This is a genomic window from Rheinheimera mangrovi, assembly GCF_003990335.1.
GTDB lineage: Bacteria > Pseudomonadota > Gammaproteobacteria > Enterobacterales > Alteromonadaceae > Pararheinheimera > Pararheinheimera mangrovi.
Genome location: NZ_CP034683.1, coordinates 72871 through 98973, shown reverse-complemented (window position 1 = coordinate 98973; position 26103 = coordinate 72871). Strand labels below are relative to the sequence as shown.

The window sequence follows — 26103 nt, the reverse complement described above, 5'->3', positions numbered from 1 at the left end:
TTAGCCACAATGTTTCAAATGTATTTTGTCCTCGTCCTGCTCATCGTCAGCAGGCTCATCTTGATGAGGTTCATCTGCGGGGTAAATCGCACAGACTATATTAGAGCGCGCCCCTAAAATTGCCTCTAAAGCTTGCTGATCTCCGCTAATTACAGCGTCTATTAGCGCAGGGTCTGTATCCGAAATTAATACAGCTAATTGTTCGGCGTTGGCATAGCGGAACTCTGCATTCTCGCCCAATCTTTCTAACAAACTGATAATTTTTGACATAACGACTCCAAAACTACAAAACAACGCATCATTAAAAATCAGATGCCAGAAGTGCTGACGCAAATCCACTTTAAAACGATAAAATTAAAAGCACAAGCATGCAGAACCAGTTCTCTGTTTAAGTTTTTATCACAATGGCGCTATTGCATAGTTCGGCTTCACCCAATAGGTTCTGGCATGGTGCACGTCAGGCTGAAAGCCAGTTTTTAATACCAGCTGCACTGCGGCCTGATTATTAGGATCTAAATCACCTTTGATCACTGCACCATAAAACTGCTGCTGCACTCGTTGAATTAATGCACCCAGAGCTTCTGTTGCATAACCCTGACCATGCCAGGGCCGCAGCAACATAATGCCAACCTCTGCTATGCCGGTTTCACTGCTCCATTGGTTGATAGCACACAAACCTGCACATCGCCCTTGTTCAACAATGGTCAGAAATAGCCGCTTAAAGGGGGTTTTAGCATTTAATCGTAACGCCACTTCAAAGCTATGAGTGGCCTGTTCGGGCGGCAAAGGTTCACCAACAAACACCATAGTCTCTGCATTAGTGTATAAATCCAGGTACAGCTGTAAATCCTGTTCAGCCAAAGGGCGGATCAACAAACGCGCTGTAGTGATCTCAAAGTTTTCTGCAACTGCCGCCTTATGCCAATCTGTATTCACTTTATGCGTCCTGAGCTACTACAGCTTTTAGCTTATCTAAAATAGCCTGATTGGGCTTAGCAACACTGGCTGGAGGTATCACTAAAGTGGTTTTTAAGTCCATTTGGGCTTGAGGTAAATCAGACAAAGCCATTCGCTCAATACGAGGTTGTTGAATAGGTAAAGTGACGGCTTCGTATAAAATCACCTGATGGTCCAGCGGATACCATTGGCTTAACAGTTCAACCAAGACTTCCCGATACGCACTGCCTGTGCTGAATTTCGCCAATGATTTATCACCTGCGACTCCTATCTGCCATAAAATCAAATAAGCGGCGGTGTCGATGGTGCGCTGATAAAACATCAGGTTGCTGGCTTCATAATGCTGGCAGCCATAAGTGCCGGGGTCTAAACCCAAATCAGCGTATAAACAATCTTCAGCGGAAATACCCGGCTCCATATGAGCCCGATACCCTTCAGCTATAGCTTCTTTAATAGCCTGATGTGGCACCCAGGCAAACACTCCGGGATGACCATAAAAAGCCCCACAGACCTTTTTGCCCAAACGGACTTCGGCAAGCAGTGCTGCCACCATTTGTTTATAGGTGATCTTACGCGACTGACCTTCACAATAATAAGGCTGCAGGCTGCGTACATCGGCATTCATGCCCTGAACCCATAGCTCAGTCGTACCGTCAGCCACTAATACAAAAACTACATCAGCTTGTTCTATATAACTGCGGGATAAAGGACTGATATGAGAACCCAACGTCATACCTGTGCCTACGCACACCAAACTACCTTTTTGCATCTTTTTCACCAACGGCCAAATGTAAGCTCTTTATACCTCAAGACGCTTCAACATGGGTAGCGGCCAGGGTTTATGCTCGCCAATACAGCAGTAGCATCGATTGTTAAAACATCTGCTTCGCGTTAATTCGATGTAGCAGCCGCAAGTTTTACCCCAGCACTGATCACCTCGATTACTGTGGTAAGCCCAAATAACCAAAGCAGCACCACCAACTTTGACGCCTTTGGCCAGAGTACCAGCAGCTCCGTCAAAGGGGCGCTGGCCAGTGATACAGCGGTGACGGGCACTGTCAGCAAAAGCTTCTGTAATTCCTGTGAAACCCTGTTTCCGGACGCCTATATCAAAGTAGTGACCAGCAGTGTGACTGGCGCGGAGCAGCAGCAGTTTATTGATAAATATGGCCGCGAAGTGGGCAGTAAAACCAAGCTGCCAGTGTCGGGCGCGTATTCGGTTAGCCGTAAAACTTATGATAATCAAGGCCGTCCTTCTCAGGTGTTTGAGCCTCATATTGGCAGTGTGTCCAGCTATGTAAGTACGGTGAGTTACGACGCTTTGGGGCGGGCGACACAAACCACGATGGCCAATGGTGGCGTATCGAAGGTGGACTACAGCGGTTATACCACGACGAACACCGATGCCTTACTGAAAACGAAAAGCAGCCAAAGCAACTATTTAGGCCAGACGGTCAGCACCACAGACCATAAAGGCAGTGTACTGAGCTTTAGCTACAACGCCTATGGTGATTTATTAACAGCAAGCTTTGCTGGCGTGACCCGGGTCAGTAACAGCTACGACGCCTATGGCCGCAAATACGCCATGACAGATCTGGACAAAGGCAGCTGGAGTTATGTGACCAATGGCTTTGGCGAGCTGATAAGCCAAACCAATGCCAAAGCCCAAACCACAGTGTTTGAATACAACAACGCAGGTCAGATGATAAGGCGGTACGACCCCAGCGGCACAGTCTGCTGGAGTTATGGCAGTACAGCGGCCAGCTACAACGTCAATCAGCTGATGGGTATGAAACAGTGGACGGCCAGTAATACGGCCTGCGACAGCACGGTCACTCCTGCCTATTCAGAAAGTTATCTGTACAACAGCAAAGCGCTGGTCAGCAGTAAAACCATCAGCACAGGCGGGGCGAGTTACACCACATCCAGCACCTATGATAGCTACGGCCGTCCTTATGAGCTGACCTACCCAAGCTCTGGCAGCATCATAGGCCCTAAAATCCGCACTGACTACAGTTTTGGTGCCGCCTATAAAACCACAGACTACAGCAGCGGCAGTGCGGGTACTGTCTATCACCTGACCACAGCAGTGAACGCCAGAGGCCAAAGTACGGGTGTGACTTAGAAACCTCAGGAAACCTCAGGGTCAGGTCTTGCCCCTTGCCCCGATCTTTGAAGAGTACCTCAGGGTCAGGTCTAATGTGATGACTCGCCTCCCATCCTGACTTAGGATGAGGTGACCAAACCGAAAGAGGCGAATCATCATGCTTATCAAAACATTAGGTGTAGATCTTGGCAAGCTCAGTTGTCATGTGATTGGGCAAGATCAGCACGGAAAAGTAGTAGAAAAGCGCAAAATACTGATCAGTAAGTTTGCAGAATATCTGGCAAATTTACCGCCATGCGCTGTGTTTTTTGAAGCCTGTGGTGGCGCACATCATTGGTGCCGTAAAGCCAGAAGCCTTGGCCATCGGGCTGACATGATACCGGCCAATTTCGTGAAGCCTTTTGTAAAGTCGAACAAAAACGACTTCAACGATGCCGAAGCCATTTGCGAAGCGGCACAGCGGCCGACGATGCGTTTTGCGCATGTTCGCAGTGAAGAGCAACAAGCCTTTGGCTGTTTACTCAAGTTACGTGAGCAGTTGGTAGAAGAGCGCACAGCGGTCAGCAATCAGGCGCATGCGTTTCTGTTGGAATTTGGTATTCAGCAGAAAAAGGGCCGTGCTTTTATCGGCACTGTAGCGGATATGACTGAAAATCCTGATATTAATTTACCTGAAGCGCTGCGTCTGGCGCTGTTCCGTCTGGTGGAGCGTTATAAAGCGGTTGATAAAGAAATCAGTGAGTTGGAACGGGATATCACGGCGATTAACAGCCAGAACGAGAACTGCAAGCGTATGCAAAGCATTCCGGGTGTAGGTTTAATTACCTCGAGCTTTATTGAATCATGGGCTGGCAGTTGCAACCAGTTTAAAAGTGCCAGAGACTTTGCGGCCTGGGCAGGATTAGTACCAAAACAGCATTCAACAGGCGGAGTAAGCAACCTGCTTGGGATCAGCAAACGCGGTAACAGCACGTTGCGTAAATACCTGATCCACGGTGCACGCTCGGTTATCCAATGGAAGCTCGAAGAAGATCATGCCTGGAGCCCGTGGATTAAAAAGCTGTTAAGCAGTAAGAAAAAAACAGTGGCGGTGGTCGCTATGGCCAATAAACTGGCCCGCATTATCTGGGCCGTATTAACAAAAGAGCAGAATTACGCAGCAGTCGCTGCATAAACCGGGTCACACCGAGTTTGCAACACGATGGCAATAAGGCAACAACCATGATCGGAAACCTGTCAGGGGCAAAAGCACATAGATGCTGAAGGTCTTATTAGGGCGATGATGGGCGAACAACATAGCGGGCGGGCACAACAATAAAGTGCCAACAGACTCCGGATAGATTGACGCAGACTTATTTGCTAACCGTGCTTGCAATATGGAGGCGAGTCATAGATTGCCCCTTGCCCCGATCTTTGAAAGATAGTTTTATTTACTGTTCTCTACGGTTTTTTCTGTTATTTGTTTATTAACATCACTGAAATTTAATCAACAAATTGCTTTTGGGCAAGGGGCAAGACCTGACCCTAAATGCTGCGAAGTGCGACAAAACGACGGTTAAATAAGTCAGCCAAAGTCCTGCACCCTGTGTCTGGCATCAGAGCTTTTAAACGAATAATTTCAACAACGGCCCAATCCGGCTTTTTATGAGTTCGCACTTTGCGGAAGAATTCAGGCTTGTTTCGAACAGTCGCGCGGAAGAGCTTTTTGTGATGGGTTTGAAAACAAAGCTTCAGGATGTACCTCAGGGTCAGGTCTTGCCCCTTGCCCCGATCTTTGAAAGATAGTTTTATTTACTGTTCTCTACGGTTTTTTCTGTTATTTGTTTATTAACATCACTGAAATTTAATCAACAAATTGCTTTTGGGCAAGGGGCAATCTATGACTCGCCTCCATATTGCAAGCACGGTTAGCAAATAAGTCTGCGTCAATCTATCCGGAGTCTGTTGGCACTTTATTGTTGTGCCCGCCCGCTATGTTGTTCGCCCATCATCGCCCTAATAAGACCTTCAGCATCTATGTGCTTTTGCCCCTGACAGGTTTCCGATCATGGTTGTTGCCTTATTGCCATCGTGTTGCAAACTCGGTGTGACCCGGTTTATGCAGCGACTGCTGCGTAATTCTGCTCTTTTGTTAATACGGCCCAGATAATGCGGGCCAGTTTATTGGCCATAGCGACCACCGCCACTGTTTTTTTCTTACTGCTTAACAGCTTTTTAATCCACGGGCTCCAGGCATGATCTTCTTCGAGCTTCCATTGGATAACCGAGCGTGCACCGTGGATCAGGTATTTACGCAACGTGCTGTTACCGCGTTTGCTGATCCCAAGCAGGTTGCTTACTCCGCCTGTTGAATGCTGTTTTGGTACTAATCCTGCCCAGGCCGCAAAGTCTCTGGCACTTTTAAACTGGTTGCAACTGCCAGCCCATGATTCAATAAAGCTCGAGGTAATTAAACCTACACCCGGAATGCTTTGCATACGCTTGCAGTTCTCGTTCTGGCTGTTAATCGCCGTGATATCCCGTTCCAACTCACTGATTTCTTTATCAACCGCTTTATAACGCTCCACCAGACGGAACAGCGCCAGACGCAGCGCTTCAGGTAAATTAATATCAGGATTTTCAGTCATATCCGCTACAGTGCCGATAAAAGCACGGCCCTTTTTCTGCTGAATACCAAATTCCAACAGAAACGCATGCGCCTGATTGCTGACCGCTGTGCGCTCTTCTACCAACTGCTCACGTAACTTGAGTAAACAGCCAAAGGCTTGTTGCTCTTCACTGCGAACATGCGCAAAACGCATCGTCGGCCGCTGTGCCGCTTCGCAAATGGCTTCGGCATCGTTGAAGTCGTTTTTGTTCGACTTTACAAAAGGCTTCACGAAATTGGCCGGTATCATGTCAGCCCGATGGCCAAGGCTTCTGGCTTTACGGCACCAATGATGTGCGCCACCACAGGCTTCAAAAAACACAGCGCATGGCGGTAAATTTGCCAGATATTCTGCAAACTTACTGATCAGTATTTTGCGCTTTTCTACTACTTTTCCGTGCTGATCTTGCCCAATCACATGACAACTGAGCTTGCCAAGATCTACACCTAATGTTTTGATAAGCATGATGATTCGCCTCTTTCGGTTTGGTCACCTCATCCTAAGTCAGGATGGGAGGCGAGTCATCACATTAGACCTGACCCTAAATGCTCCAAGGTTCAGTTTAGTTTTATAGATTATTATACCTGACCTAACCCGTCTTCATTACTTGGATTGATTTGAATCATACAGTCTTGCCTGAGCTTTGCGTAATGCCCAATCCTCGATTAACCAGAGCTCTTTTGGGCTCAAACTGCTGGCAAAGGGTTACATCGTTGAGAGACATTTCCAATGAGTAGCGATGAGGAATATCTGTGGTGCCACAACTAGCCGCAATGGATGTTGAGCTCGCCTGGTTTGCAGTTGCCCCTTTATAGAGAGTGCCACCTTTTCCTGCAGGTCCACCCAAATAAATATGCACGTTGATAGACAATGAGACTCCACTATCACAAGCCCAACCACTAATCCTGACTTTTCCATCAGAGCGAGCCCTCACGCTATCGATATAGCCTTTGATAAGTGCCTCTGAAGAAGCTGAAAAGCAAACCAAAAACAAGAAAAGCATCAAGCGCACAGTGTCACCCATAAAAAATGTAAATAATATATTTGTGATGTTAACTAATCGCGAGCATCAATAGAATGACTAAAAATCAATTTTGGGGAAATAATCACTTTGTGCATCTTAAACATAGAGCAAGACCACGGACGCTTTTTGAATACCCAGCTGGTAGTTGATCCAAACGCAGACTTATGATCAGATACTGCACATTGCAAGATGTGCAATCATGAAACAGTGACAGGTCTTGCGTTTTACCCCTAAAGATAGGTTTATACTCTTCTGAGTGAGCCAACTAAAAATCGGCTGTGTTCGTGTCGAATGTATGAGCTGACGCTGTGAGCAAGATAAAGATTAATTTTTAATGTCTTAGCATGTTTTCAACAAATTAAACTGCGGGGCAAAGGGTAAGAACTCAGCCTTTCAGTGCATACCCCAGTGAATAAAGTTGTTTAAAAACAGTAAACTTACTGCTATAAAAAGCAGGATTTTTCCCATTCATTTCCACTGGATTTTTTTACTAAGGAAAGCTTATGAAAGTTTGGCTTGCCCTGGCATTAAGCCTGCTGTTGAGTGCTTGTGCCACTACCTATGTTCCACCTACACCCAGCCTGAATTTACCTGCTAAAACCAAAATAGGAGTGTTGGTTGTAGCAGGAGACAATGTCAATCACAGCCATATAGGCACCACTGTATTTAATAATTTCAATACCAGTTACCCTTTTCAATGGCAGATGTCCAACAGCATTTTTGACACCTTAAAAGCTCAGTTAGAGCGGCCTGAACGTTTTGAGGTGGTGGACCTGAGCAAATGGAATCGGATGCCATTGCAACCTCTGAACTTTGTCGAAGTGCGGGATCAAAACTGGCAATTTACGATGGAGCAGGACCTGCTGCGCAAACGCCTGCTGGCCGAAGGGATCCAAGTCGTGATCAGCGTGTATGAAACCCCGTCTCTGGCTTATCTCGAATGCGGTAACTATGGCTGCAACGAGTTTTACAGCCAGGGCTACGGTCTGTTTACCCGCAGCTTTTTAGGTATGGACAACTACTTCAGCTCTGCCGCTTTTGCTATCAGTGTTGAAACCATTCATCAGCCTGTCGACCTGACGCTGATGCCGAAACTGGAAACGCTGACTAATTATCAAGCGAAACATAAAATACTGGACAATTTTGAAGACCCGAAAGATTTTCAGAACATAACAGCGTCAGAAATGGAACCGGTACGCCAGAGCATTCTTGATTACTTCACTATGATGGGCCAACAAATCAAAGCCTATCTGAATGGCGAAGTGAACGGGACCGCCAGTTAAGCTTTATTGGACCAGGTCCTGAGGGATGCCCACGAATTTCAGCCTGTCACTCATCCCCATAGCAAGCGATGATTTGCCGGAGTTCGTGGCGCACTCTGAACTTAAGTACGCCCTGATAATCCATTCGTTAGGGCGCGGCTAGGATTCAAGAATAACTGTAGCACAGGCATACGCCTGCTCGTCGCTGATGGAGAGCCAGACTGAGCGCACTTGCATTGAATCAGCCAGCGCTTTGGCAGGGCCTGTCAGTTCAAGTTGCGGCCGACCTGAAGGGTCGTTACTGACGGTAAAATGCTGGAAGGAAATACCTCGGCCAATGCCGGTGCCAAGCGCCTTTGCTGCCGCTTCTTTAGCGGCAAAACGTTTGGCGAAATACCGTGCAGGCTGGCCATGGGCCGCTAAAATTTGCTGCTCAGACTCCGTCAATACCCGTTGCACTAAACGGGGAGAGCGCGTCAGGCTTTGCTCTATACGCGCTATTTCAATTATGTCCGTGCCTAAACCAACAATGGCCATTAACGGCGCGCCTCCACCATCAGGCGTTTCATTTCAGCTACTGCCGGGCCTAAACCAGAGAAGATAGCGCGGGCCACAATAGCATGACCAATATTCAGCTCGTACATCTGGGGAATAGCGGCTATAGGCTGTACGTTATGGTAATGCAGGCCGTGACCAGCATTGACTGTTAAACCCAAGGAAGCGGCATAAGCAGCGGCTTCAGTGATCCGCTGCAGTTCTGCTTTTTGCTTTTTAGGATCCGTCGCCTCAGCGTACTGACCTGTATGAATTTCAATATAAGGCGCACCGGCTTTGGCTGCCGCAGTTATTTGTTTTTCATCGGCGTCAATAAACAAGGAGACTAAAATATTGTCTTGCTGCAGGCGATGCACAGCATCCTGAATTTTATCGAACTGACCTGCTACTTCCAGACCACCTTCTGTGGTTAATTCCTGGCGTTTTTCCGGCACCAAACAACAGAATTCAGGCTTGAGCTGGGCCGCAATGCCTAACATTTCTTCAGTCACGGCCATTTCAAAATTTAACCGGGTGGCTATGGTTTGACGCAACACAAATAAATCACGGTCCTGAATATGACGGCGGTCTTCACGTAAATGCACCGTAATACCATCAGCGCCAAATTGCTCAGCCAATAAAGCCGCATGCACAGGTTCAGGGTAATAAGTGCCACGGGCCTGACGTAAAGTGGCGACGTGATCGATATTGATACCTAAATAAATGGCGCTCATAGCTAGTTCCTGACAGGTTGAAATAATGCTCTGCTACTTAAAGGTTTGCTACCAAGTAAAGGCGCTAATAATAAGCGGCTTAATTGCTTGGCGGTTTTTAATACGTCGTTTTGCTGCCATTGCTGCTGGCCTATGGCTTTGAGTACTTCGCCTTTCCAGCCTTTGCCGGCAATTTGCCAGCCTTGCTCGGGCCACCATTGATACAAAGCACCGTCTTGCAAAGCTTCACCTTCAGAATCGTAATCCCAGTCCACAGGCTGGCCTAACTCGGTCAGCAGGGAAAATTCAAACTGACGTAAACAGGGTTCAAGATCTTCAGTGAGTAGTTGCTGCAAACTCTGTTGATACAACTCAAATAACGCGTCCGAACCAACGTTTTCCGGCCATAAACGGCAAATCAGCTCGTTTAAATACATGGCGCCAAATAGCTTTTCGCCTTGCAGCAAAAAGGCTGGGCCTGCTTCTTCCGCTTTACTGACAGTCTTTAATTCAGATCGGCCCAACAGCTCCAGTTGTAATAACTGGAAAGGCTGTAGCGACAAGCGTTGTTGTTTCTTACTGCTGGATTTGCGGATCACAGCGCTGACCCGCCCCAGTTCAGGTACCAGCAGCTGCAATAACAACTGCTGTTCCTTAAAAGCGCGGCTGTGCAGAATAAAAGCTGGCCAGCTGCGATTGTCCATTTTAGTCTTCGCCGTAACCTAAGCTGCGCAAAGCGCGCTCGTCATCAGCCCAGCCTGATTTCACTTTGACCCAGACCTGCAAAAACACCGGCTGTTCAAATAAGGTTTCCATATCTTTGCGGGCTTCAGTGGCGATGGTTTTAATGCGTTCGCCTTTTTTACCTATCACCATCTGCTTTTGGGTGTCGCGTTCAACCAGCACTAAAGCGGCGATATGGTAGTGTTTTTCTTCCCATTTAAAGCGTTCAATTTCAACCGTCACTGCATAAGGCAATTCGTCACCGAGGAAACGCATCAGCTTTTCCCGTACTATTTCGGACGCCATAAAGCGGCTGCTGCGGTCGGTCACATATTCTTCAGGGAAAAAGAATTCACATGGCGGTAATTGTTTTTGTACCAGCGCACGTAGTTCCTGCACATTGGTGCCTTTTTCCGCAGATAACGGAATGATCTGCTGGAAATTCAGCTGGCTGCTCAGCCACTGTAAATGCGGTAACAACTCTTCTTTGTCTTTGTATAAGTCGACTTTATTCACCACTAACAGCACCGGCTTTTTTGCCGCGATCAGACGGTTTAATACCATCTGGTCGTCGTCTGTCCAGCGGGTGCCTTCGACCACAAAAATAATCAGTTCCACATCCAGAATAGTGCTGGCTGCAGCTTTGTTCATCAGACGGTTGATAGCACGTTTTTCTTCGATATGCAGACCTGGTGTATCAACATAAACCGTCTGGTAATTATCTTGTGTGTCTATGCCAACAATACGGTGACGGGTGGTCTGTGGTTTACGCGAAGTAATACTGACCTTCTGACCCACCAGCTGGTTTAATAATGTGGACTTACCCACGTTCGGACGGCCAACTATGGCAACCAGTCCGGCAAAAGTTTCAGAGGTCATTTTTAACTTGTTCCAACAAAATCCGTGCTGAATCCTGTTCAGCTTTACGTCTGGAATTACCAGACGCGATCACAGGGGCTCTGCCCTGCACAGTACAACGCACAGTGAACACCTGATCGTGGTCGTCACCTTGAGTATCGATCACTTCGTACAAAGGTAAAGGTAAACGACGCCCCTGCAGATATTCCTGCAGCTGAGTTTTACTGTCTTTTTGTACGCTTGGCTGAATACCGGTTAAACGGCTACCAAACCAGCTTAATATCCGTTCTTTACAGGCTTCGATACCGGCGTCTAAAAAGATAGCACCCAGTATGGCTTCCACTGCGTCTGCCTGGATAGATTCGCGGCGTAAGCCACCGCTTTTCATTTCGCCAGGGCCAAGCCGCAAGTATTCAGCCAGTTCCAGTTCTTTGGCTATTTCAGCCAAAGTGATGCCTTTGACCAAAGAGGAGCGCATACGGGTTAAATCGCCTTCACGGGCTTTCGGGAAGTGGTTATACAGGGCTTCAGCAATCACCATGCTGAGCAAGGCATCACCTAAGAATTCCAGCCGTTCATTGTGTTCACCTTTACAACTGCGGTGAGTCAGGGCTTGTTCAAGCAACGCGACCTGTTGAAACTGGTAACCCAGCTTTTTCATCAGGCCGCTGACAGGTTTTTGCATTAATTAATTTTGCCTAATCGTTCAAAACGCACTCCGACCGGTACCCATGCAGGCAGCCAGTTGTTCGGATCGTCGCTAAATTCAAAACTCATCCAGATAAATACTGCTTTACCCACCAGATTTTCTTCAGGTACAAAACCCCAGAAACGGCTATCACTACTTTTATCGCGATTATCGCCCATGGCAAAGTAATGACCTTCAGGCACGATAAACTCTTCAATCGCAGTACCAGGCTGCTTGTAATAGTTCATCAACTGCTCAGCATTAAACGGATGCTGCAGTATGTCGTGCTTACGTTCACCCAATTGCTCTGAATAGCGTTTAGTAGGTAATTCACCATCCATAAACTCACCTTCAGCTTGCAGAGTTAAAGGCACAGCCTCTAATCCCGGACAAGTGCTTTTGTCTGCCGCTGTGCAAGCAGGCTGGATGTACAACTGCTTATTTTTGTAAATAATGCGGTCACCCGGTAAGCCAACTGTGCGTTTAATAAAATCGACAGTAGGATCAACAGGGTACTTAAATACAATCACGTCACCCCGTTCTGGCCGACCCGTAGTGATCAACGACTTGCGCCACACCGGGTCTTTGACGTCGTATGAAAACTTCTCCACCAGAATAAAGTCGCCGACCAATAAGGTTGGCATCATTGAACCTGATGGGATCTGGAACGGCTCGTATAAAAACGAACGGATAATGGTAATGGCCAGAATTAACGGGAAAATTTCTTTGGCTGTTTCTGCCAGATAAGAAGGTTTTTCCAGTTGTTCAATAGCATGTAATGGCAGGCCGCCGGCTGCAGCAGCCTGAGCGGTCGCAACTTTAACTTTGCGTTTAGGCGCAAATACCAGTATGTCGATCAGCCAGATTAAACCACTGGCCAAAGTCAATACTACGAGGAGAATTGCAAAATAACCTGCCATAACTGCCCTTGTTGTTATTTACCGACTTTAAGAATGGCAAGGAAGGCTTCTTGTGGAACTTCCACATTACCTACCTGCTTCATACGTTTTTTACCGTCTTTTTGCTTCTGTAACAGCTTTTTCTTCCGGCTGATATCACCGCCATAACATTTAGCCAATACGTTTTTGCGTAACTGCTTCACAGTAGTTCGGGCAATCACGTGTGCACCAATAGCGGCCTGAATGGCAATATCAAACATCTGGCGAGGGATCAGATCTTTCAGTTTTTCTGCCAGTTCACGGCCACGGCTTTGGGCAAAATCTTTGTGGCTAATAATAGCTAAGGCGTCTACCCGTTCACCATTAATCAGAATGTCTACCCGCGACATATCTGAGGTCTGGAAGCGTTTAAAGGCGTAATCCAGCGAGGCATAACCGCGACTGGTTGACTTTAAACGGTCAAAGAAATCCATCACCACTTCAGCCATTGGCAGTTCGTACACTACAGCCACCTGACGACCATGGTAGGTCATATTGATCTGCACACCACGTTTTTCAATACAGAGGTTAATCACGTTACCTAAGTATTCCTGCGGCACCAGAATATGAGCTTCCACTATAGGCTCACGGATTTCATCGATATTGCCCACTGGCGGTAATGCACTGGGGTTATCGACCATCACGGTTTCACCATTTTTGGTAATCACTTCGTACACTACGGTAGGCGCTGTGGTGATTAAGTCCAGATCGTATTCACGTTCTAAACGTTCCTGAATAATTTCCATGTGTAACATACCCAGGAAACCAATACGGAAACCAAAACCTAAAGCGCTGGAGCTTTCTGGTTCATAGAATAACGACGAATCGTTTAAGCTGAGTTTTTCCAACGCATCGCGGAAATCTTCGTAATCGTCTGAAGATACAGGAAAAACACCGGCGTAAACCTGAGGTTTAATCCGCTTAAAGCCTGGTAAGGGTTCAGTAGCCGGGTTTTTCGCTAAAGTTAAAGTATCACCTACCGGCGCACCTTTAATTTCTTTGATACCACAGATCACAAAACCTACTTCACCTGTACTTAAAATACCTGTGTTGTTGGCTTTCGGTGTAAACACACCTACTTTGTCGACTTCATATACCATGCCAGTCGACATCACTTTGATTTTGTCTTTTAACTGGATTTTGCCGTGTTTTACACGCACCAGTGACACGACGCCCTGGTAAGGGTCAAACCATGAGTCGATAATTAAGGCCTGAGTAGGACCATCGATATCACCTTCAGGGCAAGGAATGTTGGCGACTATAGTCTCCAATACATCTTCAATACCTAAACCTGTTTTGGCAGAACATTGCACCGCGCCAACAGCTTCGATACCGATAATGTCTTCAATTTCTTCAGCCACGCGGTCCGGATCGGCTTGAGGTAAGTCGATTTTATTCAGAATTGGCAAAACTTCGAGGTTCATTTCCAGCGCTGTGTAGCAGTTCGCTACGGTCTGAGCTTCTACACCCTGACCTGCGTCAACTACTAACAACGCACCTTCACAAGCAGCCAGAGAACGGCTGACTTCGTAGGTAAAGTCAACGTGGCCTGGCGTGTCGATAAAGTTCAGTTGGTAGGTTTCACCGTCTTTAGCTTTGTAATGCAGGGTCACGCTTTGCGCTTTAATGGTGATGCCGCGCTCACGTTCCAGATCCATAGAATCTAAAACCTGTGCCTGCATTTCACGATCGGTTAAACCACCACAGTGTTGGATCAGACGATCAGACAGCGTAGATTTGCCGTGGTCGATGTGGGCTATGACTGAAAAGTTACGAATATGAGTAATTTTTGGCATTTTTTCCGCTAAAGCTGCTATCAGGTGGCCCCACTCTGACCCTTATGGTCATAAACCGGGCGAACACCAAAGTTGATTCAGATAAATTTGCCGCGAATTGTACTCGATCTCTGCATTGGTTGCTATGTGTTCAGATGTTACAGCGGATTTCGGCAAAGGATTAGTCTGTGATACGGATATGTTGCACAGCCAGTTCTGGCAATACCGCAAGAATTTCGATCTGTTCTTGCTTTGCTGCCGGGCCGCTGAAAAAACGGGCCATACCAAAACCAGCGATTAATGCGGTTAAAGATCCCAGTACTATGGCACTTTCTGCCAATTGCAAACGACTGAGCAATGCAGCCACAGCTATCAGACAAAACAACGGCAGCAAGTACAATAAAGCGGCCGCAGACAACAGATGTTGCTCACTGACCGCAATTTTTACTTTTTGACCTTCCAACAGCTGTAAGCCACTTTTGACAAAAAACAGGTTTTCACGGGGAGTTAAAGCTTTAGCGACCACGCCTGTGCCGCAGTCATTGTTAGCCTGACAGGCATTACAGCTGCTGACACTTTGGGTTTTCAACCAGACGCCATCGCTCTGGCTTTTCATCACAGTGGCAATTTCTTCGAGCATTTAACGCACCGACTCGGCAATTTGACGGGCATTTTCAATAGACACCGGGCCTATCACTGTCACGTCAAACTGATTTTTAGGCATCACGAAAATGGTCGTAGCACCATCACGGAACGCTTGAGCGGGCAAGCTTGCACTAGGCTGCACAAACACAGACACTTGATGCAAACCATCGGACAATAGCCATTGTTCCAGCACTTGTGGTGGCACCATAGCAGCTGTGACAGCCACTTGTTGATAACCTTCAGGTAACCAGGACAGCTCCAGCGGACTTTCGGGCAAAGCTGTAGTTGGCATAGCCTCGGCAACTGCAGGTAATACAGCATTAGCGGCCACACTCAAAGCCTCAGGCAATGCAGTATGCGGCTGAATATGAGTCACAACCCAGCGTTCCAACACCTCGTTTTGCACCGTCAAAGTATCAATTTTAAGTGGAAAACCGGTTTGGCTATCTAGCCATAGCCAATAGCCTGGCCTGCCATTTTGCAGCGGTGTTAACCGCAATAATTGTGCAGAGCGGCCAGATAATTGAGTGGAGCCACCAGGTACTGCATCATACAAAGTTTTGATCGAGGTAATATCACGATATAACAAAGCAGGTAATTCTTTGATGGTATTGCTGCTTGTGGCTAAAGGGGCTTTTTCAGGCGCAATATAATAAACCAGTTGATCACGACGCAGTATCTCAACACCACTTTGCTCCAGCGGCATCAATTGCTCTATCTCAGAGCCATTATCAACGCCATGTACCCAACGGTAACTGTCGACTTGGTTAGGTTTGATGACAACAAAAGAGGCTTCGAAATTAAATTGACGGACTGAGCTTTGGCTACGCTCAAACCAATCCCAACCCGAGACTTCGGCGAAGCTCAGGTTGGAGTATAACAAGATGATCAAGGCACAGCTTAAGCCTTTCCAACCCATATTTATTGCTCTTGTCTTGGTTTCTCAGCTGGAGTTTCTGGAGTGCTCTGCTGCGCAGTGTCCATCACTCTGATTTGCTGACGGTGGGCTTGCAGTAATTGCTGCAAACGTTTTTGTTGTTCCAGCATAGCCTGACGTTGTTCCTGTTCAAAACGGGAATCCACTGAAGTCTGGCTCAGGCTGACCGGAGTAGCAAAACCGGCAACAGGCTGGGTTTGTAACACAGGTAAAGGCGAGTTCAGATCTGAATCCTGACCAGCGCTCTGAAATTGTTGCACGCCTAACACTGCAATTAGTGCCACGCTGGCGGCGACAGTGCCCTGAAAGCCGGTTTTAAACCAACCTGTATTGGCGGCTTCACCCAGTTTTGTCCAAAACGATACTGGCGCATTCTGTTTGTGCACTTTAGGGCTGCTCTCTAACTGATAAGCAGGTTCCTGATCCAACAGGCTGGCAAAGTTATCTGCAAACTGCATATCTAGTTGAGCTGGCAACTCATTACGAATGGCTGCACCAATCAAATGATAACGCGCAAAGCTTTGCTGTAATTCAGCATCTTGCAGTAAACGGTCTAATTGTTCCGGACTGATAGCTTGGTTATCACTAGCGGCCGAGAGCCAATCTGATTTTTCTGACGACATACCGATTCCTGTTTAGTAGAGGTTCAGCTAATGAGCGGTCTTAACTGCGCATCAATAGCTTCACGTGCACGGAAAATACGACTTCTGACTGTCCCTATAGGGCAACCCATCACTTCCGCAATCTCTTCGTAACTTAAACCATCCAATTCGCGCAAGGTTATAGCTGTACGCAACTCGTCTGGCAACTTTTCGATGGTATCGAACACGACGTGCCGGATTTCTTCAGATAACAATAGTTTTTCCGGAGAATCTTGCTCTTTTAACGCATCGCTGCCGTCATAAAACTCGGCATCGTCCGCATCTACGTCTGTAGATGGTGGCTTGCGTCCCGTCGCTACCAGGTAATTTTTAGCGCTGTTCACAGCTATCCGGTACAACCAGGTGTAAAATGCACTCTCGCCACGAAAGCCAGGAATAGCACGGTAAGCTTTAATAAAGGCTTCCTGAGCTACGTCTGCTACATCGCCATGGTTAGAGACATAACGAGAGATTAAGTTCGCAATTCTATGTTGGTATTTTTTCACCAACAGGTTAAAAGCTGCTTTATCCCCTTGCTGTACCCGCTGGACAATCTGCCAATCCAATTCTTGCTCGCTCATCCGAGCCTTTCCCCTAATGCTAAATACTACTTTCTTTTTGCAACTGGCGCTCGTCAAGCGTACCCTTATGACTGGAAGCTATATGAATAGTTCTGCGAATAAGTAAAAAAAGTTACAATTTGCCGCAGATAGCACGGCCAGCTGCCGGAAAGTAGCGTATAAAGACCCAAATTACAGACATTTATGTGTTTTTGACTGAATAAGTGTATCCCATGCAACAACAAAAAAAACATCTTTGTGACGTATTAATTATCGGCAGCGGCGCTGCGGGTTTATCGCTGGCTTTGCATCTGGCCGACACTGCCAAAGTGATAGTGTTGAGTAAAGGCCCCTTACGTGAAGGCTCTACCTTATATGCTCAGGGCGGCATAGCCGCTGTTTTCGATGAAAATGACAGTATTGCCTCTCATGTGGACGATACCTTAATAGCTGGCGCAGGTTTATGCGAAGCAGCTGCTGTGCAATTTACTGCTGAGCACGCCAAAGACGCTATGGAGTGGTTAATAGCTCAGGGGGTGCCTTTTGATCAGTACAAAGATGAAGATGGCGTACTAAAATACCATCTGACCCGTGAAGGTGGTCATAGCCACAGACGTATTTTGCATGCTGCAGATGCCACTGGCCGTGCAGTGCAAATCACGCTAGTTGAGCAAGTTAAAGGCCATCCGAATATTCAGTTGCTGGAAAATTACAACGCGATAGATTTAATCACCTCCCGAAAGTTAGGTTTAGCCGAACAAAAGTGTCACGGCGCTTATGTTTGGAACCGTGACGAAGAGCATGTTGAAGTGATAGGTGCTAAATGCATTGCGCTGGCAACAGGCGGTGCCAGTAAAGTTTATCTGTACACCAGTAATCCTGATGTAGCCAGCGGCGATGGCATAGCTATGGCCTGGCGGGCCGGTTGCAGCGTGGCGAATATGGAATTTAATCAATTCCACCCAACCAGTTTGTATCATCCTGAAGCGCAAAATTATCTGATCACCGAAGCTATGCGTGGTGAAGGGGCTTATCTGAAGCGACCTGATGGCAGCAGATTTATGCCGGATTTTGATGAAAGAGCTGAATTAGCGCCACGCGATATCGTGGCCCGCGCCATCGACTATGAAATGAAAAAGTTAGGGGCTCATTGTGTCTATCTGGACATTAGCCATAAGCCAAAAGACTTCATTATTGAGCATTTCCCGACTATTTACGCCAAATGCTTAAGTGTCGGCATAGACATCACTAAGCAGCCTATTCCTGTGGTGCCGGCAGCGCATTACACTTGTGGTGGTGTGATGACGAACCTCAATGGCCAAACTGATATTGATAATCTGTATGCCGTAGGTGAAGTAGCCTACACAGGTCTGCATGGCGCGAACCGCATGGCCAGTAATTCTTTGCTGGAATGTATCGTTTTCGCTCAAGCTGCAGCGCGGCATATAAAGCAACAATTGGACTCAACCAGCCTGATCTCCGGTTTGCCCAGCTGGGATGAAAGTCGGGTAATTGATTCAGATGAAGAGGTAGTGATTACTCACAACTGGCACGAGTTACGCCTGTTTATGTGGGATTATGTTGGCATAGTTCGCACGGAAAAACGCTTAGAGCGGGCCTTGCACAGAGTTGAATTATTACAGCGTGAAATTCAGGATTATTACCGTAATTTCAGGGTCAGTAACAACTTACTGGAGCTGCGTAATTTAACTATGGTAGCGGAGCTGATTATCCGCAGTGCCATGGCACGTAAAGAAAGTCGCGGCCTGCATTACAATTTGGATTATCCGGATCAGTTAGCAGAACCCACCCCTACCATATTAACGCCGGTTCGCTGAATCGGCGTGATGTTGCCATTTCACAGTCTGGCATACCCGAGCCAGACTGCGAAAGTGTTCTTCCGATAAGTTATCTCTGTATAACCATAATTGCTGTGGCTGCTGTTCTGTGTCCTGCCAGCGTAACCAAATCCCTAGCTGCGACACTAAAGACTCTGCCGACAACTGCCCGGCGGGCAGTTCATCCTGCCACCACTTCAGTTCGCCCTTTTCACTTAAAAACAGCAGTCGCGCTTTGACGGGTTCCTGCCATTGCCGTAACAGTTGATAAAAACAAAAAAATAACCAGGGCCAAAGCACCAGCCACCATAGCGCGTAAAAAGGTTGCAGCAGGAAAATAAGCAGTATGAATAAGCTTTGCGCCAGATAGACAATCCGGCGCATACGGGATGGCACAAAACTAAGGTTATACCCGTACTCTGTTAACAATGATATTCACCATAGCCTGCAGCTCTGGATCGGTGGATTTGCCATGGCCCATAAACCAGGCGAACAAATCCGGATCGTCACAGGCTAATAAGGCTTCAAAAGTGTATTTTTGTGCATCTGTTAACGCGTCATAACCTTCTTCAACAAAAGGAGCCAACAAAACATCCAGTTCCAGCATGCCACGACGACAGGCCCAACGCAGGCGGGGTTTACCCATTAATTCTTTCATTACAGCTTTCCTTTTGTTGGTAATAGCCGGATTCTAACAAAAAAACCATACAGGGGTTGAGCTTTTGGCTAAATCCCCCAATGATCGACTTAGTATTCTAAGAGACTTACCCTTATGCAAGCATCCTGGATCAGTGCAGATCAACTCGCTTCTTTATCGACTTCGGTGCAAGGCGCCTTTATCAGTCCGCTGCCGGGCTTTGAGAGCCTCATTATTGCAGGGCCGGATAACCGAAAATACCTGCAAGGTCAGGTGACTGCGGATTTAAACACTTTGACAGCCGAAAACTTCTTGCGCGGCGCTCATTGTGATGCCAAAGGTAAAATGTGGGCCCAGTTTCATTTATGTGCCGACGGCGACGCCTTGTGGTACATAGGCTTTCGTGACGAACTGCAGGCCTCAGCCACTCAACTGAAAAAATTTGGCGTGTTTTCTAAAGTCAGCTTTGAGGCAGGCCATGACAGTCTGGCGATTTTGGGGATCAGTGGTGTCGGTAGTGCCGCTTTATTAGAGAAATTGGGGTATACCCAGCCGGCCGCTGCCGGCCAGTTAAGCTCAGTTGCTGGCGGTAAATTGCTGCGTTTAGCTGATGAGCATTACCTGTTAGTGCTGGATTTTGCTCATGCCAGGCAATTATTGACGGAACAATCCGCCTACTTAGCAGCTCCAACCTTATGGTTAGCCCAGCATATCCAGCAGGGTTTTTCCTATTTAGAGCAGGCAGTGATCGGCGAATATGTGCCACAGATGCTGAATTTACAAAGTATCGACGCCATTAGTTTTACCAAAGGTTGTTATATAGGCCAGGAAACTGTGGCCCGAATGAAATATCTGGGTAAAAATAAAAGAGCAGCTTACATCCTCAAAAGTCAGACTGAGGAAACTCCGGCCAGCGGTACAGATATTGAAGTACAATGGTCGGAAAACTGGCGTCGGGTTGGCCAGGTCATTAATGCGGTGAATATTCAGGGGCAACTTTGGGTGTTGGCGGTGTTACCGAACGATATTAACCCAGCTGATCCACTGCGATTAGCAACTCCGGATGCATCGGTTGTAGTTATATCACCTTTGCCCTATTCACTCGCGTAACTGAGGTTTGCATGAGCATACAAGCAGAAAAAGTAGTCGCCATTCATTACACTGTGGCTGACAAAGCAGGCAACGAATTAGATAGTTCAGCTGGCGGAGAACCGCTGGTATTTATTTTTGGTACTGGCGCTTTAATTCACGGTTTAGAGCAGGCTTTACTGGGTAAAACTGTGGGCGACAAATTCAAAGCTGAAGTACCAGCAGCAGAAGCCTATGGTGATCGCCACGATGAGTTAACTCAGGCGGTACCACGTAATTTATTCGAAGGCATGGATGTGCAGGTTGGCATGCGTTTTCGCGCTGCAGGCCCGGACGGCCGTGAGCAGTCAGTTATTGTATTAGACGTGACAGAAGACGAAGTGGTTGTAGACGGTAATCACCCACTGTCAGGCATTGACCTGACTTTTGATGTGGAAGTGATTTTAGTCCGCGATGCCACAGACGAAGAATTGGCTCATGGCCATGTGCATGGTTTAGACGGCCACGCCGGACACTAAACAAAATCAACGGAGTCGCAAGACTCCGTTTTTTTACCCTGCGTACTTGAAGCTGCAGCTTTGTTGACTACGCTACTCGCACCAGTAGTTTGTGGTATGTGATGATTGATATGAGCTGCGAGTTCTCGCTTCAATCCAATTACACATAGGACTACTATGCTGCTGGGGTCTCGCTCACTTGTCGTCGCGCTGCAACATCAATTACTTTGGGTATTAGATTCAGAACAATTAAAAGGATGACTGAATTATGAAAAAATGGCTTTTGGTTTTTACCGCTCTTGGTCTTGCGGCTTGTTCTGACAAAGAAGTAGCAGATGTCAGTTTAGGTTTATTCACCACTAAAGACATTAAAATTCAGACCTTTAACGACCCCAAAATTCCAGGTGTGACTTGTCATATCAGCCATGTAGAGGCCAATCTGGATTTTGCCGACCCGTCCGATATGTCCATTGCCTGTCGTCAAACCGGTGAAATCACCACAGCTATGCTAAAAGACATCGATCGTTCTAAAAACGGCGAAGTGATTTTCAGCACTTCCAAAAGCATTTTATTTAAGAACTTAAAAATTCGACGTATTTTGGACAGTAGCAGTCAGACTTTGTTGTATTTGTCTTACTCCACCAAAGAAAGCACCGGCAGCTACAAACATTCGCTGACCAGCGTGCCACTTTGGGGCACTGCTGCATGGCAAGATAAGGTGCCAGCCAAAACGCCTTAAGTTTTAATCGGGAACTCTTTGTCGGTCAGCACCTTTACTTTATCGCCCTGAGTTAAGGTGTCGCCGCCACGGATCACGATTTGTTCACCCGCTGACAATTCTGCATCTACAGCAATTAACTTCCCCATGCCCTGGCCTAAGACCACTGCCTTTTGCTGAGCTTTTTGTTCGCTATCGACCACAAACACAAACTGGCCTTCACTTTTTACTACCACAGCATCCCGTGGCACTAGCAGCTGCTGACGAGCAATAGCTGTTGGTACAGCGACGGAGACTAACTGACCAACCTGGAAGTTAGCCAGTAACTGCTCCGGCACTTTGATACGAGCTTCAAAAGTTTGTGAACGCATATCAGAGACTGGGATCAGATTGCGCACAGGCAGCTGACTTTCGCCGCCACTATGAAATACCTGCAGCAATTGGTTTTGCTGCAAAAAGGCGGCATATTTCAGCGGCGCAAACACCACAACTTCTAGATCGCTCAAATTGACCAGCCGCACTAAAGCGTCCGTTCTACTGATATCTTCACCATACTGATGGAAACGTTGCGCAACCACGCCGGCAAAAGGCGCTTTGACTGAGCTGCGATCAATTTGATCCTGCAGTTGCGCCAGCTGGGCGCGCAATAATTTCAGTTCAGCTTCTGCGCCGTCGCGATCAGCACTGATTTGATCCAGTTGAGTTAAAGCCACGCTATTGTTTTTGCTGAGTTCAAGCAAACGCGCAGTATCTTTTTGCAAACGTCGCCACTGAATATCAGCTTTGCTGATACGGGCATGCATTTCGTTCACCCGCAACTGCAAAGGCGTGGTATCTAAACGCGCTATCACTTCATCCTGTTTAATTTGAGTACCGGGCTCAGCCAGCCACAATAACCGGCCTTCAACTCCGGCTGTCACATCAGCCTGATACCGGCTTTGTACCTGAGCTGTAACCATAGTGTGTGGCAACATCACCTGCTGCTGCACTTGGGCCACACTGACCACCTTATCAGGCGGCGTTTGCGCGATAAGGGAAGATGAACAAAATAAAGCCGTCGTCAGAACCCATTTATGAAGTTGCATCAGAGATCTCCAAAGAAAGAGGAGCCCGGTCGTTTTGGCGGGCTGTGGATGTCAAACGCAATAAAGCCGGAATTAATACCAGACTAAACAGCATGCTAAAGGTCATACCGCCGACAATCACAGCAGCTAAACCCCTGTATATTTCCGAACCCACACCAGGTACAAGCACCAGTGGTAACATGCCAAATATGCTGGTTAAGGTGCTCATAAAAATAGGTCTGGCGCGGGTTAAAATAGCCTGATACAAAGCTTGATCAAGGGACTGCCCCTCGCGCTGACCTTGCCGACACTGATCCACTAATAAAATCGCGTTATTCACCACCAGCCCCAGCAAAATGACAAAACCTATCATGGTCAGTAAATCCAGCGACTGGAAAGTCACCAAATTCAGGATCCTGAGCGCTACCACGCCACCCAGAATGGCCATAGGTATAGTCAGCACCACCAATAAACTGTCCTTAGCAGAACGGAATAAAGCGGCCATCAGTAAAAACAGAATAAACACAGCCACAGCAAAGTTTTTCCCCATCTCTGTCATGGCATGAGATAACCGGTCCGCATTGCCACGAAACTGCACTGAAATTTGTTGTGGCATTTCATCACGTAAAGGGGTCATCAGCTTACGTTGCAAAATTTGCATAGCTTCATCCAACGCCATGGTGGCAGGAGGTGTGATTTGTAAACTGATAGTTCGCAGACCGTTGACCCGCTGCAAAGATGTGGGTCCAGTGGTGTAATTCAGCTCACTCAACTGACCTAAGGTTTGACCACCAGAGCCTGGTGTATACAAAGGTGTCGCAGTTAATTGCTCTGGAGTTTGCCAGCCTTGCCCTTTGAGGATAATGTCCATCCGCTCGTTACCATCAAAGTACTCACCAATATAAATACCGTCTGTGACAGCTCGCACCATAGTGGCCACGGTAAAACGGTCCACGCCACTTTGCGCTATGCGGGTTTCGTCTGGTGTTAAACGTAATTCAGGCTGAGCCAAGGCCAAATCAGGCACTGGTCGCACTGTGGCTCCGGGCAGTAATTGCTCAATTTTTGGCATGGCGTCAGCCGCCTGCTGCATAAGCTGCGGCACATCCGGGCCCTGAAAATCTAAATTTAACTCGCGACCACTGCCAAAACCAAAGTTAAATAACGAACCTTGTACGCTAAAGGCATTGGTATCAGGCAATCCCACCAGAATTTCTTCCCGCAATAATTTAATCATATCCGCTATGCTATCCGGGTCTTCGGCATAGACAAAAAGTACGTTAAAGCCCCTGTTGATCGACAGGTTATAACCCTTAATAGCCGGATATTTTTTCTCCTGATAATAAGGCCGCAGCCGGGCCACCAGCAGATCGCCTATCTCTTGCTCCAGTACCTGCATATTGGCACCTGGCGGCAGAGAAAAACCGGAAAAAACTGTATCAATGGAAGCCTGAGGCAAAAAGTCGGCTTTAGGTAACAATAAAGTAATCAGGAATATCGCTCCCGGCACAAACAAAGCTGTCCAGGCCCAGGCCCTTTTTCGGCTCTGAGTAAAGCGGCTCAGATTGCTAGCTAGCTTTTGCCAAAACAACAACACCGATTCTTGCCCGGATTGGGGCTTTAACCAGTACAAAGATGCAACAGGCAAGACGGTTAAGGCCACCAGTAAAGACGATGTCACCGCTACAGCCAAAGTCAGCGCCAAATCATAAAACAGCTGCCCTTCAACTCCCTGCATAAACAATACAGGAACAAAGATAGCCACTGTGGTTGCTGTAGATGCCCAAAGTGCGCTACTGACCTGAGCTGCACCCTTTTTCACCGCAACCTCAGGCGCCAGACCCTGTTGCAATAAGCGCACTATGTTTTCCTGCACTATGATGGCAGCGTCCAACACCATACCTACCGCAAAAGCCAGTCCTGCCAAAGACACAACATTCAGTGAGCGGCCAAATAAATCCAGCACCATTATGGACATCATTAACGAAACCGGGATGGTTAAACCGATCAACAGAGTGGCCTGCCAGCCGCGTAAAAACAGATACAAAATACCGAGGGCTAGAGCTATGCCCAAAACCAGATTGCCATTCACAAGCTCAATGGCTCTTTTGATATGCACAGAGGCATCAAAACTCAGCACTATTTCAATGCCTTTATTCTGCAGCTCATTTTGATTTAAGTCGGCGATTTCTTTGTTCAGCGCATCAAGAATTTCAACAGTATTGGAGCCGGCGGCACGCTGTAAAGTGATGTAAAAAGCCGGATAGCCATTACGTTTGGTAAAACCAGCCTGCTCGGCATAATCAATTTTTACTTCGGCCACCTCACGCAAATAAACAGGCCTGTCGTTTTGATAAGCCACTACCATTTGCTCGTATTGTACCGGGTTGTACTGCCCGACAAAACGCACTGTGTATTCCCGCCGCCCCACCTCAGCAAAACCACCTGATACATTGCTGGCTCGGCCAATACGTGAACTTAATTGATCTACGGACAAGCCCAGGGCGGCTAAACGATAAGGGTCAAATACGATATGCAGTTCTTTAGCGCGACGACTGGATAAATCAACCTGGGACATACCAGCTATGGCTTTTAATCTGGGGTACACCACATCATCAATCACGGGTTGCAGAGCCGTAAAATCAGCGTCGGCATTTTCATCCAGCTTACGGATTAATAAACTGGCGACAGGACCAGCACCACTGTTCAGTGAAACCACAGGTTCAGCCGCTTCACGCGGACGTGGAGGGGCCTGATTTAACGCATTGATCACATTCAGCATGGCTTGTTGCATATCCTGACCTACATCAAAAGTCAGAGTGATAAAACCAAAACCAGCCCCAATAAAGCTGCTGCTTTCTGTCACGCCCGGCACAGTGCGCAGCGCTGCTTCTTGCGGTTCAATAATGGTGGATTCCATTTCTTCAGGCGCTGCGGCCCGCCAGCCATTTTGAATAAAAATTTGTGGTTGCTCGATCGAAGGTAAAAGCTGAACAGGCAACTTAGCCACAGCGAGCAAACCAAATAACACCATAATCAGGCTGACCACCACCACAGCGGCCGGATTTTTTATACTGCTTCGGGTTAAGTTCATGGTTCTGCTCTACTCTTCAGGGACAAGATAGCTAATGCTGATCAGTGTACCCAGTGCTGTCACAGGCTCCAGCTCACTGTGACCAGCGGTTGTGAATACAGGTTGGTGCCATGTTTTTCCTGTTAATTCAGTTTTGGTAAAGCCCGCAGTCTTTAC

27 protein-coding genes are annotated in these 26103 nt (G+C 47.3%); 7 read left to right on the top strand and 20 right to left on the bottom strand.

The features are described 5' to 3' along the window. The 3 genes from EK374_RS00450 to EK374_RS00440 all read right to left on the bottom strand — a co-directional run bounded on the left by EK374_RS00450 (window position 1) and on the right by EK374_RS00440 (window position 1726). Complete coding sequence (locus tag EK374_RS00450) at window positions 1-270, bottom strand: hypothetical protein (protein ID WP_127019145.1); 270 nt, start codon at window positions 268-270, stop codon at window positions 1-3. Between the two features lie 129 nt (window positions 271-399). Continuing rightward, window positions 400-936, bottom strand: coding sequence for a GNAT family N-acetyltransferase (locus tag EK374_RS00445; RefSeq protein ID WP_127019143.1), 537 nt, complete (start codon window positions 934-936; stop codon window positions 400-402). Between the two features lies 1 nt (window position 937). Beyond that, window positions 938-1726: an SAM-dependent methyltransferase gene (locus tag EK374_RS00440; protein WP_127019141.1), complete on the bottom strand. Its 789-nt coding sequence runs from the start codon at window positions 1724-1726 to the stop codon at window positions 938-940. A 177-nt stretch (window positions 1727-1903) separates the two neighbouring features. Here EK374_RS00440 and EK374_RS00435 point away from each other — a divergent pair, with 177 nt between their 5' ends. Both EK374_RS00435 and EK374_RS00430 read left to right on the top strand, forming a co-directional pair. Beyond that, window positions 1904-3082: a hypothetical protein gene (locus EK374_RS00435; RefSeq protein WP_127019139.1), complete on the top strand. Its 1179-nt coding sequence runs from the start codon at window positions 1904-1906 to the stop codon at window positions 3080-3082. A 139-nt stretch (window positions 3083-3221) separates the two neighbouring features. Then, complete coding sequence (locus EK374_RS00430; RefSeq protein WP_127019137.1) at window positions 3222-4238, top strand: IS110 family RNA-guided transposase; 1017 nt, start codon at window positions 3222-3224, stop codon at window positions 4236-4238. A 922-nt stretch (window positions 4239-5160) separates the two neighbouring features. Here EK374_RS00430 and EK374_RS00425 read toward each other — a convergent pair. After that, entirely contained in the window at window positions 5161-6177 is a 1017-nt protein-coding gene (locus tag EK374_RS00425; protein WP_127019137.1) for an IS110 family RNA-guided transposase, read from the bottom strand. 157 nt (window positions 6178-6334) lie between these two features. Then, window positions 6335-6724, bottom strand: a complete 390-nt coding sequence (locus tag EK374_RS00420) for a hypothetical protein (protein ID WP_127019135.1) — start codon at window positions 6722-6724, stop codon at window positions 6335-6337. Between the two features lie 515 nt (window positions 6725-7239). Here EK374_RS00420 and EK374_RS00415 point away from each other — a divergent pair. Beyond that, window positions 7240-8019 carry a hypothetical protein gene (locus EK374_RS00415; protein WP_127019133.1) on the top strand — a complete coding sequence of 260 codons (780 nt, stop codon included), beginning with the start codon at window positions 7240-7242 and terminating at the stop codon, window positions 8017-8019. Window positions 8020-8157: 138 nt separating this feature from the next. On the opposite strand, the gene acpS is transcribed toward EK374_RS00415, so the two are convergent. The 11 genes from acpS to rpoE form a co-directional block, all read right to left on the bottom strand. Next, window positions 8158-8535, bottom strand: a complete 378-nt coding sequence (gene acpS, locus EK374_RS00410) for a holo-ACP synthase (RefSeq protein WP_127019131.1) — start codon at window positions 8533-8535, stop codon at window positions 8158-8160. Continuing rightward, the gene (pdxJ, locus tag EK374_RS00405) at window positions 8535-9266 is read right to left on the bottom strand and encodes a pyridoxine 5'-phosphate synthase (RefSeq protein WP_127019129.1); all 732 of its coding nucleotides are present in this window, start codon (window positions 9264-9266) and stop codon (window positions 8535-8537) included. Before pdxJ ends, acpS begins: the two co-directional genes overlap by 1 nt. Before the next feature lie 2 nt (window positions 9267-9268). Then, window positions 9269-9949 carry a DNA repair protein RecO gene (gene recO / locus EK374_RS00400; RefSeq protein ID WP_127019127.1) on the bottom strand — a complete coding sequence of 227 codons (681 nt, stop codon included), beginning with the start codon at window positions 9947-9949 and terminating at the stop codon, window positions 9269-9271. Window position 9950: 1 nt separating this feature from the next. After that, a complete protein-coding gene (gene era, locus EK374_RS00395) occupies window positions 9951-10847 on the bottom strand; it encodes a GTPase Era (protein WP_127019125.1) in 897 nt (298 codons plus the stop codon). Beyond that, entirely contained in the window at window positions 10837-11511 is a 675-nt protein-coding gene (rnc, locus tag EK374_RS00390) for a ribonuclease III (protein ID WP_127019123.1), read from the bottom strand. The genes era and rnc overlap by 11 nt, the downstream gene beginning before the upstream one ends. Next, window positions 11511-12434, bottom strand: coding sequence for a signal peptidase I (gene lepB / locus EK374_RS00385; protein ID WP_127019121.1), 924 nt, complete (start codon window positions 12432-12434; stop codon window positions 11511-11513). Before lepB ends, rnc begins: the two co-directional genes overlap by 1 nt. A gap of 14 nt (window positions 12435-12448) precedes the next feature. Beyond that, on the bottom strand, window positions 12449-14248 hold the full coding sequence (gene lepA / locus EK374_RS00380) for a translation elongation factor 4 (protein WP_127019119.1): 1800 nt from the start codon (window positions 14246-14248) through the stop codon (window positions 12449-12451). 160 nt (window positions 14249-14408) lie between these two features. Beyond that, window positions 14409-14867 (bottom strand): SoxR reducing system RseC family protein, encoded by a 459-nt coding sequence (locus tag EK374_RS00375; protein WP_127019117.1) that lies wholly within the window; start codon window positions 14865-14867, stop codon window positions 14409-14411. Next, a complete protein-coding gene (locus EK374_RS00370) occupies window positions 14868-15791 on the bottom strand; it encodes a MucB/RseB C-terminal domain-containing protein (RefSeq protein WP_127019115.1) in 924 nt (307 codons plus the stop codon). 2 nt (window positions 15792-15793) lie between these two features. Further along, window positions 15794-16432 (bottom strand): sigma-E factor negative regulatory protein, encoded by a 639-nt coding sequence (locus EK374_RS00365; RefSeq protein ID WP_127019114.1) that lies wholly within the window; start codon window positions 16430-16432, stop codon window positions 15794-15796. 23 nt (window positions 16433-16455) lie between these two features. Beyond that, window positions 16456-17031, bottom strand: coding sequence for an RNA polymerase sigma factor RpoE (gene rpoE / locus EK374_RS00360; protein WP_127019112.1), 576 nt, complete (start codon window positions 17029-17031; stop codon window positions 16456-16458). Between the two features lie 212 nt (window positions 17032-17243). On the opposite strand from rpoE, the gene nadB reads away from it, so the two are divergent. Continuing rightward, complete coding sequence (gene nadB, locus EK374_RS00355) at window positions 17244-18848, top strand: L-aspartate oxidase (protein ID WP_127019110.1); 1605 nt, start codon at window positions 17244-17246, stop codon at window positions 18846-18848. Here nadB and EK374_RS00350 read toward each other — a convergent pair. Both EK374_RS00350 and EK374_RS00345 read right to left on the bottom strand, forming a co-directional pair. After that, window positions 18831-19277, bottom strand: a complete 447-nt coding sequence (locus tag EK374_RS00350; protein WP_127019108.1) for a protein YgfX — start codon at window positions 19275-19277, stop codon at window positions 18831-18833. The two genes, nadB and EK374_RS00350, sit on opposite strands and share 18 nt — an antisense overlap. Continuing rightward, window positions 19255-19506, bottom strand: coding sequence for an FAD assembly factor SdhE (locus EK374_RS00345; RefSeq protein ID WP_127019106.1), 252 nt, complete (start codon window positions 19504-19506; stop codon window positions 19255-19257). The genes EK374_RS00350 and EK374_RS00345 overlap by 23 nt, the downstream gene beginning before the upstream one ends. Window positions 19507-19620: 114 nt before the next feature. Between EK374_RS00345 and ygfZ the strand changes: the two genes are divergently transcribed. The 3 genes from ygfZ (at window position 19621) to EK374_RS00330 (ending at window position 21810) form a co-directional block, all read left to right on the top strand. Then, entirely contained in the window at window positions 19621-20595 is a 975-nt protein-coding gene (gene ygfZ / locus EK374_RS00340) for a tRNA-modifying protein YgfZ (RefSeq protein WP_127019104.1), read from the top strand. Between the two features lie 11 nt (window positions 20596-20606). Further along, entirely contained in the window at window positions 20607-21092 is a 486-nt protein-coding gene (locus EK374_RS00335; RefSeq protein WP_127019102.1) for an FKBP-type peptidyl-prolyl cis-trans isomerase, read from the top strand. 247 nt (window positions 21093-21339) lie between these two features. Continuing rightward, a complete protein-coding gene (locus EK374_RS00330; protein WP_127019100.1) occupies window positions 21340-21810 on the top strand; it encodes a CreA family protein in 471 nt (156 codons plus the stop codon). Here EK374_RS00330 and EK374_RS00325 read toward each other — a convergent pair. Then, window positions 21807-22874: an efflux RND transporter periplasmic adaptor subunit gene (locus EK374_RS00325; protein ID WP_127019098.1), complete on the bottom strand. Its 1068-nt coding sequence runs from the start codon at window positions 22872-22874 to the stop codon at window positions 21807-21809. The genes EK374_RS00330 and EK374_RS00325 overlap by 4 nt on opposite strands. Continuing rightward, the gene (locus EK374_RS00320; RefSeq protein ID WP_127019096.1) at window positions 22861-25947 is read right to left on the bottom strand and encodes an efflux RND transporter permease subunit; all 3087 of its coding nucleotides are present in this window, start codon (window positions 25945-25947) and stop codon (window positions 22861-22863) included. Before EK374_RS00320 ends, EK374_RS00325 begins: the two co-directional genes overlap by 14 nt. Between the last annotated feature and the right edge of the window lie 156 nt (window positions 25948-26103).

What these genes read in the sequence shown, in the direction of transcription:
- EK374_RS00450 (WP_127019145.1), bottom strand. Translation starts at nt 270, where the DNA reads ATGTCAAAAATTATCAGTTTGTTAGAAAGATTGGGCGAGAATGCAGAG.
- EK374_RS00440 (WP_127019141.1), bottom strand. Translation starts at nt 1,726, where the DNA reads ATGCAAAAAGGTAGTTTGGTGTGCGTAGGCACAGGTATGACGTTGGGT.
- EK374_RS00430 (WP_127019137.1), top strand. Translation starts at nt 3,222, where the DNA reads ATGCTTATCAAAACATTAGGTGTAGATCTTGGCAAGCTCAGTTGTCAT.
- EK374_RS00425 (WP_127019137.1), bottom strand. Translation starts at nt 6,177, where the DNA reads ATGCTTATCAAAACATTAGGTGTAGATCTTGGCAAGCTCAGTTGTCAT.
- EK374_RS00415 (WP_127019133.1), top strand. Translation starts at nt 7,240, where the DNA reads ATGAAAGTTTGGCTTGCCCTGGCATTAAGCCTGCTGTTGAGTGCTTGT.
- acpS (WP_127019131.1), bottom strand. Translation starts at nt 8,535, where the DNA reads ATGGCCATTGTTGGTTTAGGCACGGACATAATTGAAATAGCGCGTATA.
- pdxJ (WP_127019129.1), bottom strand. Translation starts at nt 9,266, where the DNA reads ATGAGCGCCATTTATTTAGGTATCAATATCGATCACGTCGCCACTTTA.
- recO (WP_127019127.1), bottom strand. Translation starts at nt 9,949, where the DNA reads ATGGACAATCGCAGCTGGCCAGCTTTTATTCTGCACAGCCGCGCTTTT.
- era (WP_127019125.1), bottom strand. Translation starts at nt 10,847, where the DNA reads ATGACCTCTGAAACTTTTGCCGGACTGGTTGCCATAGTTGGCCGTCCG.
- rnc (WP_127019123.1), bottom strand. Translation starts at nt 11,511, where the DNA reads ATGCAAAAACCTGTCAGCGGCCTGATGAAAAAGCTGGGTTACCAGTTT.
- lepB (WP_127019121.1), bottom strand. Translation starts at nt 12,434, where the DNA reads ATGGCAGGTTATTTTGCAATTCTCCTCGTAGTATTGACTTTGGCCAGT.
- lepA (WP_127019119.1), bottom strand. Translation starts at nt 14,248, where the DNA reads ATGCCAAAAATTACTCATATTCGTAACTTTTCAGTCATAGCCCACATC.
- EK374_RS00375 (WP_127019117.1), bottom strand. Translation starts at nt 14,867, where the DNA reads ATGCTCGAAGAAATTGCCACTGTGATGAAAAGCCAGAGCGATGGCGTC.
- EK374_RS00370 (WP_127019115.1), bottom strand. Translation starts at nt 15,791, where the DNA reads ATGGGTTGGAAAGGCTTAAGCTGTGCCTTGATCATCTTGTTATACTCC.
- EK374_RS00365 (WP_127019114.1), bottom strand. Translation starts at nt 16,432, where the DNA reads ATGTCGTCAGAAAAATCAGATTGGCTCTCGGCCGCTAGTGATAACCAA.
- rpoE (WP_127019112.1), bottom strand. Translation starts at nt 17,031, where the DNA reads ATGAGCGAGCAAGAATTGGATTGGCAGATTGTCCAGCGGGTACAGCAA.
- nadB (WP_127019110.1), top strand. Translation starts at nt 17,244, where the DNA reads ATGCAACAACAAAAAAAACATCTTTGTGACGTATTAATTATCGGCAGC.
- EK374_RS00345 (WP_127019106.1), bottom strand. Translation starts at nt 19,506, where the DNA reads ATGAAAGAATTAATGGGTAAACCCCGCCTGCGTTGGGCCTGTCGTCGT.
- ygfZ (WP_127019104.1), top strand. Translation starts at nt 19,621, where the DNA reads ATGCAAGCATCCTGGATCAGTGCAGATCAACTCGCTTCTTTATCGACT.
- EK374_RS00335 (WP_127019102.1), top strand. Translation starts at nt 20,607, where the DNA reads ATGAGCATACAAGCAGAAAAAGTAGTCGCCATTCATTACACTGTGGCT.
- EK374_RS00330 (WP_127019100.1), top strand. Translation starts at nt 21,340, where the DNA reads ATGAAAAAATGGCTTTTGGTTTTTACCGCTCTTGGTCTTGCGGCTTGT.
- EK374_RS00325 (WP_127019098.1), bottom strand. Translation starts at nt 22,874, where the DNA reads ATGCAACTTCATAAATGGGTTCTGACGACGGCTTTATTTTGTTCATCT.
- EK374_RS00320 (WP_127019096.1), bottom strand. Translation starts at nt 25,947, where the DNA reads ATGAACTTAACCCGAAGCAGTATAAAAAATCCGGCCGCTGTGGTGGTG.